The organism is Pseudoalteromonas ulvae UL12, from assembly GCF_014925405.1.
Lineage (GTDB): Bacteria > Pseudomonadota > Gammaproteobacteria > Enterobacterales > Alteromonadaceae > Pseudoalteromonas > Pseudoalteromonas ulvae.
Window position 1 is genome coordinate 814,244 of sequence record NZ_AQHJ01000035.1, and the last position, 15,480, is coordinate 829,723.

The window sequence follows — 15,480 nt, forward strand, 5'->3', positions numbered from 1 at the left end:
CATGGTCATATTGATTGATGCAATCAATGCGATCCGTGAGTTCCTCGACACAGGTGGCCAAGTGTTGTTGGTCATCGGTGTCTTAATCTTCGCGATGTGGTTATTGATTCTTGAACGTTTGCTGTTTGTGTTTGGTGGGTATCGTCAATACAAAAAGCACATCAAAGCTACTTGGTTTAATCGTACTGAGCGTAATAGCTGGAATGCAGAGCAAATACGCCAAGCATTGATATCACGCACTAAGCAAAAGCTTAATCACAATTTGGCTTTTATCAATGTGATGGTCGCGGTATGTCCACTTCTTGGCTTACTCGGTACCGTAACCGGCATGATAGAAGTATTTGATGTGATGGCCATTACCGGGACTGGCAGTGCGCGTTCGATGGCATCAGGTGTGAGTAAAGCAACAATCCCAACGATGGCTGGCATGGTCGGTGCGTTATCTGGAGTGTTTGCTTCTACATACTTGCAGCGTAAAACAAAACGTGAAGCTGAATTACTCGAAGATAGCATGGTCCTTGACCACTAAGACTTTAAATTTACAGAATTTTTAGGCCAGTTTTACTACTGGCCAATCAAGGAAAAAACAATGAGAGCACCACTTGCACAAATTTTTCAAGAAGAAGAAGCAGAAGAAATCAACATGACCCCGATGTTAGACGTGGTCTTTATCATGCTTATTTTCTTCATTGTAACCGCATCATTTGTAAAAGAAGCGGGCATTGACGTGAATCGCCCAGAGGCGGCCACAGCAGTTAAAAAAGAACGCGCCAACATTTTAGTGGCGATTTCTGATAAAGGCGAAATTTGGATCAACAAACGTCAAATCGATATTCGCGCTGTACAAGCCAATATTGAACGCTTAAAAGCTGAAAACCCACAAGGCAGTGTGGTGATCCAAGCTGACAAAAAAGCCACCACAGATACGTTAATTAAAGTGATGGATGCATCACGTGCTGCGGGTGTGTTTGATGTATCGATTGCAGCTCAAGAAGCTTAGTCATAACTAGTGGAGAAACCGATGCGTTATTTACTCGCGTTAGTCATAGCAGCAGCCATTACGTTTGCACTGTTTTTTGGTATGCAGGCCCTTATTCAAACCGGTGAAGGTGCGATGACAGAACCAGCCAAAGGCAATGTGTTGGATTTTGTCCGCCTGAAAAAAGAAGAAACAGTACAGAAAAAAGAACGTAAGCCGCAAAAACCACCTGCGCCTAAAGAGCCGCCACCTCCAATGGAATCACCGCAAATGGATAACAGCCAAGCTGCGAGTGATTCTGCTGGGTTCGACTTTTCCGCTAATGTGGACGCTGATGTCAATTTAGGCAGTGGTTTAGCCCTTGATTCTGGTGATGGTGAATATTTACCGATTGTAAAAGTTCAACCTGTTTACCCACGCCGTGCGTTATCTCGTGGCATCGAGGGATACGTGATTGTTGAATTTGTTGTAACAAAAAGTGGCACGGTGCGTGAGCCACAAGTAGTGAAAGCTGAGCCAGAAAGTATTTTTAATCAAGCTGCAAAAGATGCGGTGATGAAGTTCAAATACAAACCTCGGGTTGTCAATGGTGAAGCCGTTGAAGTGGCCGGTGTACAAAACAGAATTACTTTTGAAATCAGCGGCTGATCAGTCGCTGTTATCAATAGGTTAAATTAATCAACAAAATACGATTGTTAGAGGATTTTAAGATGAAAGCATTAAAACTAAGTGCCTTTTATTGTTCAATGGTTTTAGCGGGTGTTGGGTTACCTTCAATAGTCTCGGTTGTGCCTGGGATCAGTATCAACCACGTACACGCCGCTGAGGCAGAAAGAAAGACAGTACGCGTTCCTGCCTTACGTGAAAAAGTGTATAGCCAATTGGCACGCGCACAGAAATTAGCGGACGATGGCGATGTTGCAGCTGGTTTAGCTGCTTTAGATTCAATTAAAGAACGCGCCAGTAGTATGAATGAGTATGAAGTGGCGATGATGCATAATTTTTATGGCTTCATCTATTACAATCAAAATGACTTAGATAAAGCGATTACTTCTTTTGAAGCGGTTGTTAATCAAAATGCCATCCCAGAGTCATTAAAATTAAATACTTTGTTCAGTTTAGCACAGCTTGCATTAGCGAATGGCCAATATGACAAAGTTGTCGCGTATTTAAATCAATGGGATGATGTGAATACCGCACCTAAAAAAGACAGTTATTATGTACTAAAAGCGCAAGCGCTTTATCAATCAAAAGAGTATAAGTCAGCGCTTGAAAATATTAACATGGCGATTGCTTTGGCTGAAAATGATAATTTAGTGCCTAAAGAAAACTGGTTGGTTTTACAGCGTGCCCTTTATTATTCAATGAATCAACCTAAGCAAGTTGTCACTGTATTAGAGAAAATGATTGCACTGTATGACAAACCAGCTTATTGGGTCCAATTAGGCGGAATGTATGGCGAAGTTGGAGAAGATAAAAAACAACTTTCAACTTTAGAAACAGCCTATCAGCGTGGTTTTATTACATCAAAAAGTGACGTTCGTAGTTTATCTCAAGTGTATTTGCTCAATGGCTTAGCTTACAAGTCTGCACAGTTGATGAAACAAGGAATGAAAACAGGCACTATTGAAAATGATAGTAAAAACAATGCATTTATCGCAGAAGCTCTTGTGCAAGCAAAAGAAGAGCGCGCCGCTATTAGCCACTTTATTGCCGCAGCTGAGGTAGAGCGCCATGGTAAATTTGATCAACGTTTAGCTGAAGTGTATCTCAATTTAGAATTATTTGATGAAGCCGCTGATGCAGCACGTGCGGCTTTAGATAAAGGTGGATTAGATCTTGAATCCAATGCGTATATTGCTCTTGGGATGGCGCAATATAATCTCACCAATTACGACGCATCTATTTTAGCGTTCGAACGTGCGGAAAAATACAAAAAATCTGAAAACCTGGCCAAACAATGGATTAAATACGTCAAACGTGAAAAAACAAACGCTGAATTATTAAAAACAGCTTATTTATAGTTTGTCTTAATACTGTCATTGTTTGTAGCTAGTATAACCATAACAGCATTATAATAGTTCTAACAACAATCGTAACCAAAAACCACCTTCGGGTGGTTTTTTATTGCCCTAGTTTAATTATAAAGACTTAAAATTGTCATCTTACTTTTAATTAAATGTAACCCAAACGTCACATTAAACCCTTACCTTGTATCTCAGTTAAATTGCGCTAACAAATTAAAATTATATTATGGAGTTAAAAATGAGATTATCTGACTTATTCAGAGTAAGCCTTGTTGCTACAGCCGTTTCTTTAGCGGGTTGTGGTGGTGATTTAGTCGTTAAAGAAGGTGAAACAACCATTAACGAAGGCGATACAATCACCAATGTCATTACCAACCCAGGTACAGGCACGGGTGAGACTTCCGATCGTGATGATTCTCAAAATGCGACCACTGGCTTCCCTGTTGATGTTGATAACGCATTTGTTAAAGAGCTAGCAGATGATGTGTCTAGCGAATTTCCCTCAATTAAAGATAAGCCTGTTTATCGTCTAAAAGAAAACACTACTTTTACGGTGAATACATCATTAACCAACGATGCACACTGGATTTTAAATGGCCGCACAGCGGTTGGTAATGACCGCGCTGATAACGCTGTCTTATATATTCAGCAAGGCACCACCATTATTGGTGAGACGGGCGATGACTTTTTAGTGGTTCGTCGTGGTTCACGCGTAGAGTCAGTGGGGACTGCTTCTCAACCTATTACTATGACCTCGATTCAAGATGTAACAGCACAAGAAACCAGTGTTGGCCAATGGGGCGGCGTGGTGTTACTAGGTAACGCACCAGCCAACTCTTGTGGCGACCAAACAGGTGAAGCGACAGCGGATGAGCTTGCAAACTGTGGTGTAGCTGCAGAAGGTGATGCAGGTCAATTTGGTGGCGACCAACCAGAAGATAACTCAGGTACACTTAAGTATTTAGTGGTTAAACATGCAGGTAAAGCACTGGGTAATGGCGATGAGCTAAACGGTATTTCATTTGCAGGTGTGGGTTCTAATACCACATTAGATTATATTCAAATTCACGAAAATCTTGACGATGGTGTGGAGTTCTTCGGTGGTACAGCAAGTATCTCTAACTTAGTACTGACAAGCATTGGTGATGATTCACTTGATTGGTCATTTGGTTGGACAGGTTCAGCAAAAAATGTCTATATCCAACAAGCTGAAGGCGAAGGTGACAACGCAATTGAAGCGGATAACTCAGAATTTGATTCTAATGCAACACCGCTCACTAACCCAACGATTGAAAATGTCACGATTGTTGGTGCAAATGGCACAAACGGTATTCGTCTTCGTGCGGGTACTGCGGGTATGTTAAAAAATGTATTGGTAACAGGCCCTGCAACATATAAAAATTGTTTACGTGTAGGCTCTGACTCGGTTGCAAACGCAGAATCAGGCTTATTAAGCATCACTAATTCTGTCGTTGCATGTGAAACGCCAAGTAACAACTTTGGCTCTGAAGCAATCAATGGTGGCAATGTACAATCTTGGTTTGAAGGCCAAGCAGGCAATAGCACGCTGTCACCAGGTGATTTAATGCTTGATGACAATGGTTATTTACCATTAGCGGGTTCTCCGTTAGTCGCTGATGGCAAACAAATCGGTGCATTTAGTGAAACGAATAACTGGATGGAAGGTTGGACTGTTGCTATTAATGGTGGCTTCCCTACTGATATCGCCAATGCATCAGCACAAGGTTTAGCGGTCGATGTTTCAAATGAATTCCCGACTATTACAGATAAACCTGTGTATAGATTGCTTGAAAACACCACGTTTGTGACTGATGTGACACTTACTAATGATGCACATTGGATTTTAAATGGTCGCACAGCTGTAGGTGGAGATCGTCAAAACAATACTAAGCTTTATGTTCAAGCGGGTACTACATTAATTGGTGAAACCGGTGATGACTTCTTAGTGGTTCGTCGTGGTTCTCAAATTATTGCCAATGGTAATGCCAACGCGCCAATCACCATGACATCTATTCAAGATGTGTTAGGTTCAGAAACAACAATTGGTCAGTGGGGCGGCGTAGTATTACTGGGTAATGCACCGGCTAACTCATGTGGTGACCAAACGGGTGAAGCGACGGCGGATGAACTGGCAAACTGTGGTGTCTCTGCTGAAGGTGATGCAGGTCAGTTTGGTGGCGACCAACCAGAAGATAACTCAGGTGTGCTACGTTATGTACTTGTAAAACATGCTGGTAAAGCACTGGGTAATGGTGATGAATTAAACGGTATTTCATTTGCTGGTGTGGGTTCAAAAACTAAAGTTGAATACATCCAAGTGCATCAAAATCTAGATGATGGTGTGGAGTTCTTCGGTGGTACCGTTAATGTGCGTAATATTGTACTGACTGACATTGGTGATGACTCACTGGATTGGTCATTTGGTTGGACAGGACGTGCACAAAATATCTATATCCAACAAAGCTCTGTTGAAGGCGATAACGGTATTGAAGCCGATAACTCTGAGTTTGACTCAAATGCAACGCCGCTGACTAAACCACTTATCTCGAATGTGACGATTGTCGGCGCAGATGGTGCAAACGGTATTCGTCTACGTGCAGGTACAGCTGGTATCCTTCGCAATGTTGTTGTAACCGGTCCTGATAGCTACAAAAACTGTCTACGTGTGGGTTCTGATTCTGTTGCCAATGCTGAATCGGGTGAGTTGTCGATAGAACACTCAGTTGTTGCGTGTAACACAGATAACAACTTTGGTTCTGAAGCGATTGCTGGTGGCAATGTACAAACTTGGTTTGAAGGCCAAACAGGCAACCAAACACTGTCTGCATTAGCACTAAATCTTGGCACGGATGGATTTACCCCAAAATCAAGCTCTCCTTTATTAGGGAATGGTGTTGATGCATCTGACTTAGACCCATTCTTCGCTAAAACTAACTATATCGGTGCGTTTGATGGCGATAACAACTGGATGCAAGGTTGGACTGTGGCAATCAAGCCTAATTTCCCAACCAATATCACCAATGCTAAAGAGCAAGGTTTGGCAACAGATGTATCATCAAGCTTCCCGATGATCACTGATAAGCCAGTGTATCAATTAGCTGCTGATACGGTGTTTAAGCAAGATGTCACGCTAACAAATGACGCTCACTGGATTTTAAAAGGTCGTACAGCAGTCGGTGGTGACCGCACAGATAGTGCCACACTGCATGTTCAATTTGGTACTACCTTAATTGGTGAAAACGGTGATGACTTCTTAGTGGTTCGTCGTGGTTCAAAAATCGAAGCAGTCGGTACAGCAACACAGCCTATCGTAATGACTTCAATTCAAGACGTGATTGGTGGCGAAACAACAATCGGTCAATGGGGTGGTGTGGTTATTTTAGGTAATGCTCCTGCTAACTCATGTGGCGACCAAACAGGTGAAGCAACTGCTGATGAACTGGCTAACTGTGGCGTGGCTGCAGAAGGTGATGCAGGCCAATTTGGTGGTAACCAACCTGAAGATAACTCAGGAACATTGAAGTACGTTGTTGTTAAACAAGCGGGTAAAGCACTGGGTAATGGCGATGAGCTAAACGGTATTTCACTGGCGGGTGTGGGTAGCAAAACAGAGCTTGATTATATTCACGTCCATGAAAACCTGGACGATGGTGTGGAGTTCTTCGGTGGTACAGCAAGTATCAGTCACTTAGTGCTTACAAGCATCGGTGATGACTCTTTGGATTGGTCTTTCGGTTGGACAGGTAACGCTCAATACGTGTTAATCAAACAAGATTCATCTGAAGGTGATAACGGTATCGAAGCGGATAACTCTGAGTTTGACTCAAACGCATCGCCACTTACCACACCAACTATTGCGAACGTAACCATTCTTGGCGCGTCAGGCACAAACGGTATCCGCTTACGTGCAGGTACTGCCGGTATGCTTAAAAACGTGTTAGTAACTGGTGGCGAAGGCTACAAAAACTGTCTACGTGTTGGTTCTGATTCGGCACCTCGCGCTGAAGATGGTAGCTTAACGATTAGCCATTCAGTGGTTGCGTGTGAAACGGCTAACAACTTTGGTAGCCAAGCAATTGGCGCAGGGAATGTACAATCTTGGTTTGAAGGTCAGCAAGGCAATAGCGTGAAAATGGCATCTGAGCTTGGTTTATCGTCAAACGGCTATATGCCAGCATCGGATTCAGCCTTGTTAGGTACAGGTTTTGATGCATCAACGTTGAATACATTCTTTGATAAAGTTGATTACATCGGTGCGATGGATTCAAACACGGATTGGACTGCAGGTTGGGTAAAAGTAGGTCTTAAGTAACCCAACGTTAGATGAGGCCAAGGGTTCTCCTTGGCCTTTATTCTCAGTTCATGTTTCGGAGTAAATTAATGAATTCTTTTAAAACCCCACGCCTTGTTCGCACTAAATTAAATCATGCTATTGCGTATGCATTACTGGGTTTATCAACAAGCGCCGTTATCGCCGAAGAAGCGACAGAGCAAGAAATAGAAGAAGTGGTTGCTGTCGGTCAGCGTTTAAAAGGCAGTGCAGGGGCCGTTCTTCAAGAGCGTCAGAACCAAGCTTTCGTAGCCGATATTATGGGTGCGGATCAAATCTCGCGCACTGGTGATGGTGATGCCGCTTCTGCTCTTCGTCGTATCACAGGTTTAACCTTGGTCGACGGTAAGTTTATCTATGTTCGTGGCTTAGGTGAGCGTTATTCAAGTACACAGCTTAACGGCATGTATGTACCAAGCCCGGATCCTACTCGCTCAGTGGTACCACTAGATTTATTTCCATCAGATATCATTGAAAGTTTGAGTGTGCAAAAGTCATTTTCACCAGACATGCCAGCTCACTTTGGTGGCGGTAATGTGAATATTCGCACCAAATCAATCCCAAGTGATTCGTTATTTAAAGTCTCTGTTGGTGCTAAATACAACACTAGTAATTCAACAACGGGTTACTTTTATGACGGTGGCGATGATGATTGGATGGGTCGTGATGATGGCACCCGCGCTTTACCGCAAGCATTCATTAATGCCTTTGCGAATGGCGGCATTGAAGGTGATAGCAATACCACGTTAGCTGAACGCCAAGCACTGATGGGTGCGCTTGATTGGCAAGTGGGGCCAGATGAAAAAGACGTTGATCCTGGTTTTGATTTTGCAATCTCATTGGGTGATAGGTTTGAAAGCGAAATTGGCACATTTGGTGTGTTAGCGGCTGTTTCGTATGAGAACGAATGGGAAGTCAACAAAGAAAAAAGTGGGACTAACTTAGGTAGTTTAGGCTGCGAAGACAAATGTTTTGCCCAGTATTACGATGGCGTGTCAACGGAACAAAATGTACGTTGGAGTGGCTCACTTAATTTAGGGTATGAATTCAATTCAAACCATAAAGTTGAGCTTAAAAATATCGCATTACATGATATGCGTGACCGCGTTCGTAATCGTGACTTTTATGATGCCAATGAAACTGAAGAAGGTGTACGTGATCTTCGTCGTGTGGATGTGTCTTATGAAGAGCGTGAAATGTTCTCAAGCCAAATAAAAGGCACGCATAACTTTGTTGATTTCAACAGTTTGTTCGTTGATTGGTATGCAGGCACAAGCCGCGCAAACCGAAATGCTCCAGGTGCAATGGATGTCATCTTCCAACGTAATTATGAAGATGGTGTCTTTGTCTCAGAGCAATTACAAGATGTCTCAGCAACGAATGTGACCCGTGAATTTCAAGAACTTCACGATGATGTCGATACTTGGGGTTGGAATGCGGGCCTGCCGATTTATGGTGAAGGCTACGAGCTAGAACTTAAAGTGGGCGGTGATTTTTCTGAGAAAACACGTGATGCCAGTAACACCAAATTTGGTATTGCTCACCGTGCTATCAGCGATGAATTTAGTTATGGTTCACGTATAGACAGCATTTTTGCACAGCAGAACATCGATAATGCTGGGTTTTATACCAGTGCTACAGGTGCGGGTATCTTCGACGACCGCACAACGGATGGTGATAAATACTCAGCCGCACATAAGTTGAACGCGTATTACATGATGGCTGATTACTTTTTAGATAACACTTGGCGTTTTACCGGTGGTGTTCGCTACGAAGATTTTGCTCAAGTATCGGTTCCGTTTAAAGCGCACAGCAATTTGTTCGATGCGACAAGTGAAGAAATTCAAGAAGTTGCCATTAAAGAAGATGATTTTTATCCTTCTTTAGCTGTGACCTACATCATGGATGAAGAAATGCAATTTCGTTTAAACCTAAGCGAAACCACAATTCGTCCGGATATGCGTGATGTTAGCTCGACTTTCTTTATCGATCCATTAACAGAGTTTTTAGTACGTGGTTCGCCAACTCTTGAAAGCTCTAAGCTTAAAAATGTTGATTTCAGATTTGAATGGTACATGCCAACAGGTAATAACGTGTCTGTGGCGTTATTCTATAAAGACATTACCAATCCCATCGAAATGGTTGAATTGGCGGGTGTTGGTGGCGCAGCACCACAGTTGTTAACGGCCAATGCACAATCAGGTGAATTAACTGGTATCGAGTTTGATTTCCTCACCGATTTTAGTTTTATCAATGATGAACTAGCCGCGGTATTTTTATCGGGTAACTTAACGTTATCTGATTCATCGGTGAATTTAGGGATTGATGATACGGACGGTCAAGACTCACTTTTTGAGCAGCAATTAAAAGCCGCACTTGAAGCTGACACTGTGTCAAACATTGTTACAAATAACGAACGCCGTTTGGTGGGTCACTCTGAGTGGGTGGCAAACTTACAGATGGGTTATGACTCAGCCAATGGCTTACACTCAACGTCGTTAGTTTACAACGTCTCTGGTCCTCGCATTATAGTCCCAGGAACACGTGGTAACGAAGACGCGGAAGAAAAGCCGTTTCACTCACTTGATTTAGTGTATTCGTATTTTCCTGATTTTAACTCAGCGGTTAAATTCAAGATTAAGAATATCTTAGGCCAAGATAAAGAGATTGAACAAGAAGGCTTAGTCCTTTGGCAAAAAGAAGAAGGGACAGAGTTCAGCTTAAGCTATAGCTATGAATTCTAATTCGTTTTAGCAAGGAAGCATTCAAAACTAATGCAGTTTCTTAGCCCTACCAATCGGTAGGGCTTTTTTGTGCATTAATATAAAAAGCTATGGCTAGATATAAATAAACTCTCTATGAAATAATTTAAAGTTAACTTAAAAGCCCTAGTTTTATAATGTGTGCAATGCTAGATTCTTAACCTTGGTTTTACCAATTTACCTAAAAACTCACGCAATTCGGGAATTGGTTTTATTATTTCGTTTTTAGGGTATGACATATTATGAAAAAATTAGGATTAGTCGGTTGGCGCGGCATGGTCGGTTCGGTATTGATGGAGCGCATGCAACAAGAAAATGATTTTGCGCAATTTGACGTAACATTTTTTACCACTTCGCAGGCGGGTCAACTCGGTCCCGATCTTGCGGGTGATGCTAAGCCACTGCTCAGCGCGACTGACGTCGCATCTTTAGCACAAATGGATATTATTATTACCTGCCAAGGCGGTGATTACACTAAAAGTGTTTATCCAGATCTACGTGGCAGCGGCTGGAATGGTTTTTGGATTGATGCTGCGTCAGCGCTTCGAATGGAAGATGACAGCATCATTGTATTAGATCCAGTGAACAAAGATGTGATCACTCAAGGGTTAGAACAAGGGGTGAAAACCTTTGTTGGCGGTAACTGTACTGTTTCACTGATGTTATTGGCACTTGGTGGTTTATTCGAGCAAGATTTAATTGAATGGGTCAGCCCAATGACGTACCAAGCAGCCTCTGGTGCTGGTGCGCGTAATATGAAAGAGTTGATCGCTCAAATGGGGGCTATTCATCAATCGGTTGCTGAGCTGGTGGACGATCCCAATTCAGCCATTTTAGAAATTGATAAAATTGTCAGTGAAACCATTGCTGGGGATGATTTACCAACGTCACAATTTGGTGCGCCTTTGGCTGGTAGCTTAATTCCTTGGATTGATGTGCCGATGCCATCAGGTCAATCAAAAGAAGAATGGAAAGCACAAGTTGAAGCGAACAAAATATTAGGTACTTCAAAGCAGCCGATCCCTGTTGATGGCTTATGTGTGCGAATTGGTGCGATGCGTTGTCATTCGCAAGCGATGACCATTAAATTACGTGAAGATATTTCGGTCGAAAAAATTGAGCAAATCTTAGCGCAGCATAATGAATGGGTGAAAGTCATTCATAATGACCGAGCGCAAAGCGTGCAAGATTTATCGCCTGTTAACGTCACTGGGACACTTTCAATCCCGGTTGGACGAATTCGTAAACTAGCGATGGGTCCACAATATATCAGTGCGTTTACTGTTGGCGATCAGTTATTGTGGGGCGCAGCTGAGCCGCTTCGTCGCATGCTTAGAATTATCGAAAGCCACTAATTGACTCTTGCTATGAAACAACCCAGCTTTGCTGGGTTTTTTATTGTCGTTTTAGTGCGAGACGGACAGTAACACCGAATCGGAATGGTTTAATTGCACTGGCTAATGTGGCTTATTTAGGATAACTATGTATCGGATTCTGTGTGTATTTTTTTTAATGTGTGTTTCTTCTACAGCTGCGGCTAAAGAGTTGAATGACAACCTAAAACGTTATGTTGAATCGTGGCAAATGATCGATAGTGCGCAGCGCTTAATAATTCTAGAGTCACTTGTTACTGACCCATTTTATTACGATGATCCAACCACTCAGCAAGTGACAATTAATTCTGCGAAGAGGCTCAATCAATGGATTGACGATTTTCATGCACAGATGAGGTTTGAAAATATCTGGCCTATTTCAGCTCAGTTAATCAGTCAAATAGATAGCCGCACAACCGAACGCGGTTCGGTGTTTCGCTTTAATTGGCGTATTAGTAGTCATGGCACAACTTTAATAGAGGGAACTGATTTTGGTAAAGCGAATAAAGAAGCAAAATTAATTGAGGTGAATGGTTTTTTTGGTTTACCTATCCCAATTAAGCCAGTCTCTGATCATTAACTGTGAAGCTTTTTCTCATGTCATTGTATTGAAGGTCATCTGATAGTTGATGTTAGTTTTAGTTGGAAAATAATAAATCAGTTGAATGATAACGTTAATTGCGACAGTCTTAGGCTTTGTTTTATAGAAGCTACTTTTATTTGTGCATACATTACTGAAAACAGATCCTTGGTTTGCAAGTTTACCTGAAGAATTTGCACATTTTTTATTGAGTTCTGGGCAATGCACAACCTTGGGCATGAATGAATATGTCTTTCGAAATGGTGAAGCTGACAACGGCTTGTTTGTGCTGCTAGAGGGTTTGATCTGCATTTCAAATATCAATTTAGAGGGTGAAGAAGCGATATTAGCGGTACTTAATAAAGGGATTTGGTTTGGGGAAGTGTCTTTAATTGATGGGGCGCCTCGCACACATGACGCACGTTGTATCACCGAGTGCCGTCTACTGCACGTTCCATCATTGTGTTTACGCCAATTTCTTGCTGATAATCCGGTTTATTGGCAGCATATTGCGCAGCTCGTCAGTAATAAGTTACGTCTTATTTTCAGTGCTTATGAAGTGCTACAAACATTACCAGCTCATGAGCGTGTGATCCGCCAGTTGCTCATGTTAGGACGTAATTATACTGAACAAACGGTCTCGACAACACGATTACCAATTAATCAATTAATACTCTCGCAGTTAGCGGCAACATCACGGCAAACGTGCAATCAGAGTCTTAAAAAATTGGCTGCTTTGCATATTATCAAACTCAACTACCAGCATATTGAAGTACTCGACTGGCCTGCGTTAATGCGCCTTTCAACATAAAATATCGGCAACTTTATTGTTAAATGTCAGCTAACTGACAGTGTCTGCTTTTAGACAATGCTATTGTATTTATATCAATACTCTAAAGTAGATAAATATGAAATCATTGCAGCAACATTTAATTAATTATGCCCGCTATCACCGCGATCCCCGAAATATCAACACGCACTTTATTGGTATCCCTCTCATCGTTCTTAGCATCATAGTGTTACTTAATTTAATCATGTTGCCACTTTTAGGCTTAACCATGAAGTTGGGCGTGGTTATCGCAGTAATTACTTGTGGATTTTATATAAAACTCGATATTAAACTGGGTGTAATCATGACGTTATTTATGGCACTACTATGCCTGGTTGCATCGGTAATCAGTGACTTTGAGCATGCATTGTTACTTGGTATCGCGCTATTTGTCATTGGGTGGGTGTTTCAATTTGTAGGGCATTACTTTGAAGGTAAAAAACCAGCTTTTGTCGATGATTTAATGGGATTGGTAATTGGTCCGTTATTTGTTATTGCTGAAATGCTGTTTTTACTTGGTTTGTTTAAAGAGTTAAAAAGTACCATTGAACAGCAAGCTGGAATTGTCGAAAATCAAACCTAGCTGTTAATGATAGTGTCCACAGAGCATATCAAAAAAGAGTCTAAAATCAGCAAGTAAACTTCTAACCGGGGCTTTAAATGTCGCCGGTTTGTTTTGCTCAAACACAAAGTGACCAATCCAAGCAAACCCGTAGCCGATGCATGGTAGCAGCCATAATAGCGTATATTGAGTTGTATAAAGGCTAAAGACCGTCAGTAAAATAAGCAAAAGTGTGCCGATGAAATGCAACCAACGACATACTCGATTTTGGTGTTGCGACAAGTAGAATTGATAAAACTGCTCAAAGGTTTGCTGATTTTTGCTCATACTCATTCACGCTTTAAACCGAAAAACTTACCATGCCTTTTATTCATTACAATGTCTAGCCTTGTTGATAGGGACACAAACGTTTTATTTTTTATTGCTGATTTTATTATTTAAAATTGGATTTAGTTGGGTTTGAGTACCAAACTTTCCTTGCATATAGACTCAATCACAACTGCGAAACGGAATCACAATGTCATTTGATGCATTTTTACAAGACTGGTTTGGTTACACGATTTATTTTATTGCTTACATCGCCGCTTTAGGCGCATTTGGCTGTAGTTCTATTTTTTGGTTACGTGTATTAACTATTTTTTCGTCTGCGTGCTTTGTTGTTTATTATTATATTATCCCGGCTGATCCCCTTTGGCTTGATATCTTCTCTGAAGGGGCGTTGGTGGTCATTAATGCTGCGATGATTGCGCTTCTATGGTATCGGGAGAAATCAATCCGCTTTAGTGAAGAAGAAAAGGAGCTATACGCAACGATCTTTTCTCGTTTTAGTCCATTTGAATTTTATAAATTAATCAAAGTAGGTAAATGGCAAACTTTTGAACCAGAAGATGTATTAACTAAGCAAGGTAAAAAAGTCCCGGCTTTGTATTTCATTTATAATGGTGAGGTGAATGTTGTCGTCGATGGCAAAACCATTGTACAACTTCGAGATGGCTATTTTGTTGGGGAAATGAGCTTCACGTTGGAGCAAGCAGCCAATGCGGATGTTATCGTGTCAGTGCCCACACGAATTTTGTATTGGCCACAAGATATACTGCAAGATTTACTAAAACGTAATCCTGCGATGAAAAATGCCGTAGAGGCGATGATCACCCAGGATTTAGCAAAAAAACTACGTCAGGGCTAACTTATTCAGTTGGTTTATCTTCTGCTTTTTTAACTCTGATCACAGAACCTGATAAATTGATGCCATTTAATTCTTTAATGGCCACTTTCGCTTCACCCACTTTAGGTAGAGTAATAAAACCAAACCCCTTAGATTGGCCTGTTTGTGAATCAAGTACCAGCGAACACGATTGAACCGCTCCGTATTGACTAAAAAGGGCGGTTAATTCGTTTTCTGTGACAGATTTTGCAAGGTTACGTACTAAAATTTTCATTTAATTAACTTTCTAAAGTAAAAAGGAGATGCTTTCGCATAGCCCGATAGAATAACAGCTCTGTTGCACAGCCCCTAATAATTTTGATGGTTATTTAGTAGGCTATATCGACCCTCACTAGGCCATTGGTAAGATAAACCAAACGCACTTTATCACCATTTTTGAACACCATTCGATTATCATAATCTTGTAGCACCATAAACTGTTCATCTTGTTCTGTTGTAATTAACAATTCGACCAATTGATGCTGAATAATTTGTCCTGAACGGGTGTGGCTCTTTGACATATTACTGCCAATCATTGCGCCTAAAATGGTGGCAGCTACCTGTCCACTGCCATCACCAAACTGATTACCGATTGCCCCGCCAATCAAGGCTCCGCCGAATCGATGCCAGCCGTTATCTTTGTCATACCGGATCTCTTGTTCTGTTAGGTGTTTAACGCTATTAATTGAACCAAATAATACTTTTTCAACTGGCACTGCTTTGTTGCGCTCATAAGGGTGAGCGGCAAGCAGTGTTGGTATCAAACATATCAAAAATGAAAACGTGATTGTCAATGCGCGAGACATTGTCTCC

14 protein-coding genes are annotated in these 15,480 nt (G+C 41.6%); 11 read left to right on the plus strand and 3 right to left on the minus strand.

The window, feature by feature from the left end; all coding sequences use genetic code 11:
* The first annotated feature begins 1 nt into the window (after position 1).
* The 10 genes from PULV_RS21660 to PULV_RS21705 all read left to right on the plus strand — a co-directional run bounded on the left by PULV_RS21660 (position 2) and on the right by PULV_RS21705 (position 13,484).
* Entirely contained in the window at positions 2-529 is a 528-nt protein-coding gene (locus tag PULV_RS21660; RefSeq protein ID WP_086743396.1) for a MotA/TolQ/ExbB proton channel family protein, read from the plus strand.
* A gap of 60 nt (positions 530-589) precedes the next feature.
* A complete protein-coding gene (locus tag PULV_RS21665; RefSeq protein WP_086743395.1) occupies positions 590-1,000 on the plus strand; it encodes an ExbD/TolR family protein in 411 nt (136 codons plus the stop codon).
* A 21-nt stretch (positions 1,001-1,021) separates the two neighbouring features.
* A complete protein-coding gene (locus PULV_RS21670; RefSeq protein ID WP_086743394.1) occupies positions 1,022-1,627 on the plus strand; it encodes an energy transducer TonB in 606 nt (201 codons plus the stop codon).
* A 62-nt stretch (positions 1,628-1,689) separates the two neighbouring features.
* Positions 1,690-3,003 carry a tetratricopeptide repeat protein gene (locus tag PULV_RS21675; RefSeq protein WP_086743393.1) on the plus strand — a complete coding sequence of 438 codons (1,314 nt, stop codon included), beginning with the start codon at positions 1,690-1,692 and terminating at the stop codon, positions 3,001-3,003.
* Between the two features lie 241 nt (positions 3,004-3,244).
* Entirely contained in the window at positions 3,245-7,339 is a 4,095-nt protein-coding gene (locus PULV_RS21680) for a hypothetical protein (RefSeq protein WP_193332649.1), read from the plus strand.
* Between the two features lie 68 nt (positions 7,340-7,407).
* Positions 7,408-10,101, plus strand: coding sequence for a TonB-dependent receptor domain-containing protein (locus PULV_RS21685; RefSeq protein ID WP_086743391.1), 2,694 nt, complete (start codon positions 7,408-7,410; stop codon positions 10,099-10,101).
* A 260-nt stretch (positions 10,102-10,361) separates the two neighbouring features.
* On the plus strand, positions 10,362-11,474 hold the full coding sequence (asd, locus tag PULV_RS21690; protein ID WP_193332650.1) for an aspartate-semialdehyde dehydrogenase: 1,113 nt from the start codon (positions 10,362-10,364) through the stop codon (positions 11,472-11,474).
* A gap of 127 nt (positions 11,475-11,601) precedes the next feature.
* Entirely contained in the window at positions 11,602-12,072 is a 471-nt protein-coding gene (locus PULV_RS21695) for a hypothetical protein (protein ID WP_086743389.1), read from the plus strand.
* Positions 12,073-12,214: 142 nt separating this feature from the next.
* Positions 12,215-12,883, plus strand: coding sequence for a Crp/Fnr family transcriptional regulator (locus tag PULV_RS21700; protein WP_193332651.1), 669 nt, complete (start codon positions 12,215-12,217; stop codon positions 12,881-12,883).
* Positions 12,884-12,980: 97 nt separating this feature from the next.
* The gene (locus PULV_RS21705) at positions 12,981-13,484 is read left to right on the plus strand and encodes an Mpo1 family 2-hydroxy fatty acid dioxygenase (protein WP_086743387.1); all 504 of its coding nucleotides are present in this window, start codon (positions 12,981-12,983) and stop codon (positions 13,482-13,484) included.
* Between the two features lie 3 nt (positions 13,485-13,487).
* On the opposite strand, the gene PULV_RS21710 is transcribed toward PULV_RS21705, so the two are convergent.
* Positions 13,488-13,796, minus strand: coding sequence for a DUF962 domain-containing protein (locus PULV_RS21710; protein WP_086743386.1), 309 nt, complete (start codon positions 13,794-13,796; stop codon positions 13,488-13,490).
* A 184-nt stretch (positions 13,797-13,980) separates the two neighbouring features.
* Between PULV_RS21710 and PULV_RS21715 the strand changes: the two genes are divergently transcribed.
* Complete coding sequence (locus tag PULV_RS21715; protein WP_086743385.1) at positions 13,981-14,649, plus strand: cyclic nucleotide-binding domain-containing protein; 669 nt, start codon at positions 13,981-13,983, stop codon at positions 14,647-14,649.
* A 1-nt stretch (position 14,650) separates the two neighbouring features.
* Here the strand turns inward: PULV_RS21715 and PULV_RS21720 are convergent, their stop codons facing one another.
* On the minus strand, positions 14,651-14,902 hold the full coding sequence (locus PULV_RS21720; RefSeq protein WP_086743384.1) for an RNA recognition motif domain-containing protein: 252 nt from the start codon (positions 14,900-14,902) through the stop codon (positions 14,651-14,653).
* Positions 14,903-14,996: 94 nt separating this feature from the next.
* Positions 14,997-15,473, minus strand: a complete 477-nt coding sequence (locus tag PULV_RS21725; RefSeq protein ID WP_086743383.1) for an outer membrane lipoprotein — start codon at positions 15,471-15,473, stop codon at positions 14,997-14,999.
* Positions 15,474-15,480: the final 7 nt, after the last annotated feature.

Coding starts and splice junctions, on each gene's coding strand:
- PULV_RS21660 (WP_086743396.1), top strand. CDS start 2: ATGGTCATATTGATTGATGCAATCAATGCGATCCGTGAGTTCCTCGAC.
- PULV_RS21665 (WP_086743395.1), top strand. CDS start 590: ATGAGAGCACCACTTGCACAAATTTTTCAAGAAGAAGAAGCAGAAGAA.
- PULV_RS21670 (WP_086743394.1), top strand. CDS start 1,022: ATGCGTTATTTACTCGCGTTAGTCATAGCAGCAGCCATTACGTTTGCA.
- PULV_RS21675 (WP_086743393.1), top strand. CDS start 1,690: ATGAAAGCATTAAAACTAAGTGCCTTTTATTGTTCAATGGTTTTAGCG.
- PULV_RS21680 (WP_193332649.1), top strand. CDS start 3,245: ATGAGATTATCTGACTTATTCAGAGTAAGCCTTGTTGCTACAGCCGTT.
- PULV_RS21685 (WP_086743391.1), top strand. CDS start 7,408: ATGAATTCTTTTAAAACCCCACGCCTTGTTCGCACTAAATTAAATCAT.
- asd (WP_193332650.1), top strand. CDS start 10,362: ATGAAAAAATTAGGATTAGTCGGTTGGCGCGGCATGGTCGGTTCGGTA.
- PULV_RS21695 (WP_086743389.1), top strand. CDS start 11,602: ATGTATCGGATTCTGTGTGTATTTTTTTTAATGTGTGTTTCTTCTACA.
- PULV_RS21705 (WP_086743387.1), top strand. CDS start 12,981: ATGAAATCATTGCAGCAACATTTAATTAATTATGCCCGCTATCACCGC.
- PULV_RS21710 (WP_086743386.1), bottom strand. CDS start 13,796: ATGAGTATGAGCAAAAATCAGCAAACCTTTGAGCAGTTTTATCAATTC.
- PULV_RS21715 (WP_086743385.1), top strand. CDS start 13,981: ATGTCATTTGATGCATTTTTACAAGACTGGTTTGGTTACACGATTTAT.
- PULV_RS21720 (WP_086743384.1), bottom strand. CDS start 14,902: ATGAAAATTTTAGTACGTAACCTTGCAAAATCTGTCACAGAAAACGAA.
- PULV_RS21725 (WP_086743383.1), bottom strand. CDS start 15,473: ATGTCTCGCGCATTGACAATCACGTTTTCATTTTTGATATGTTTGATA.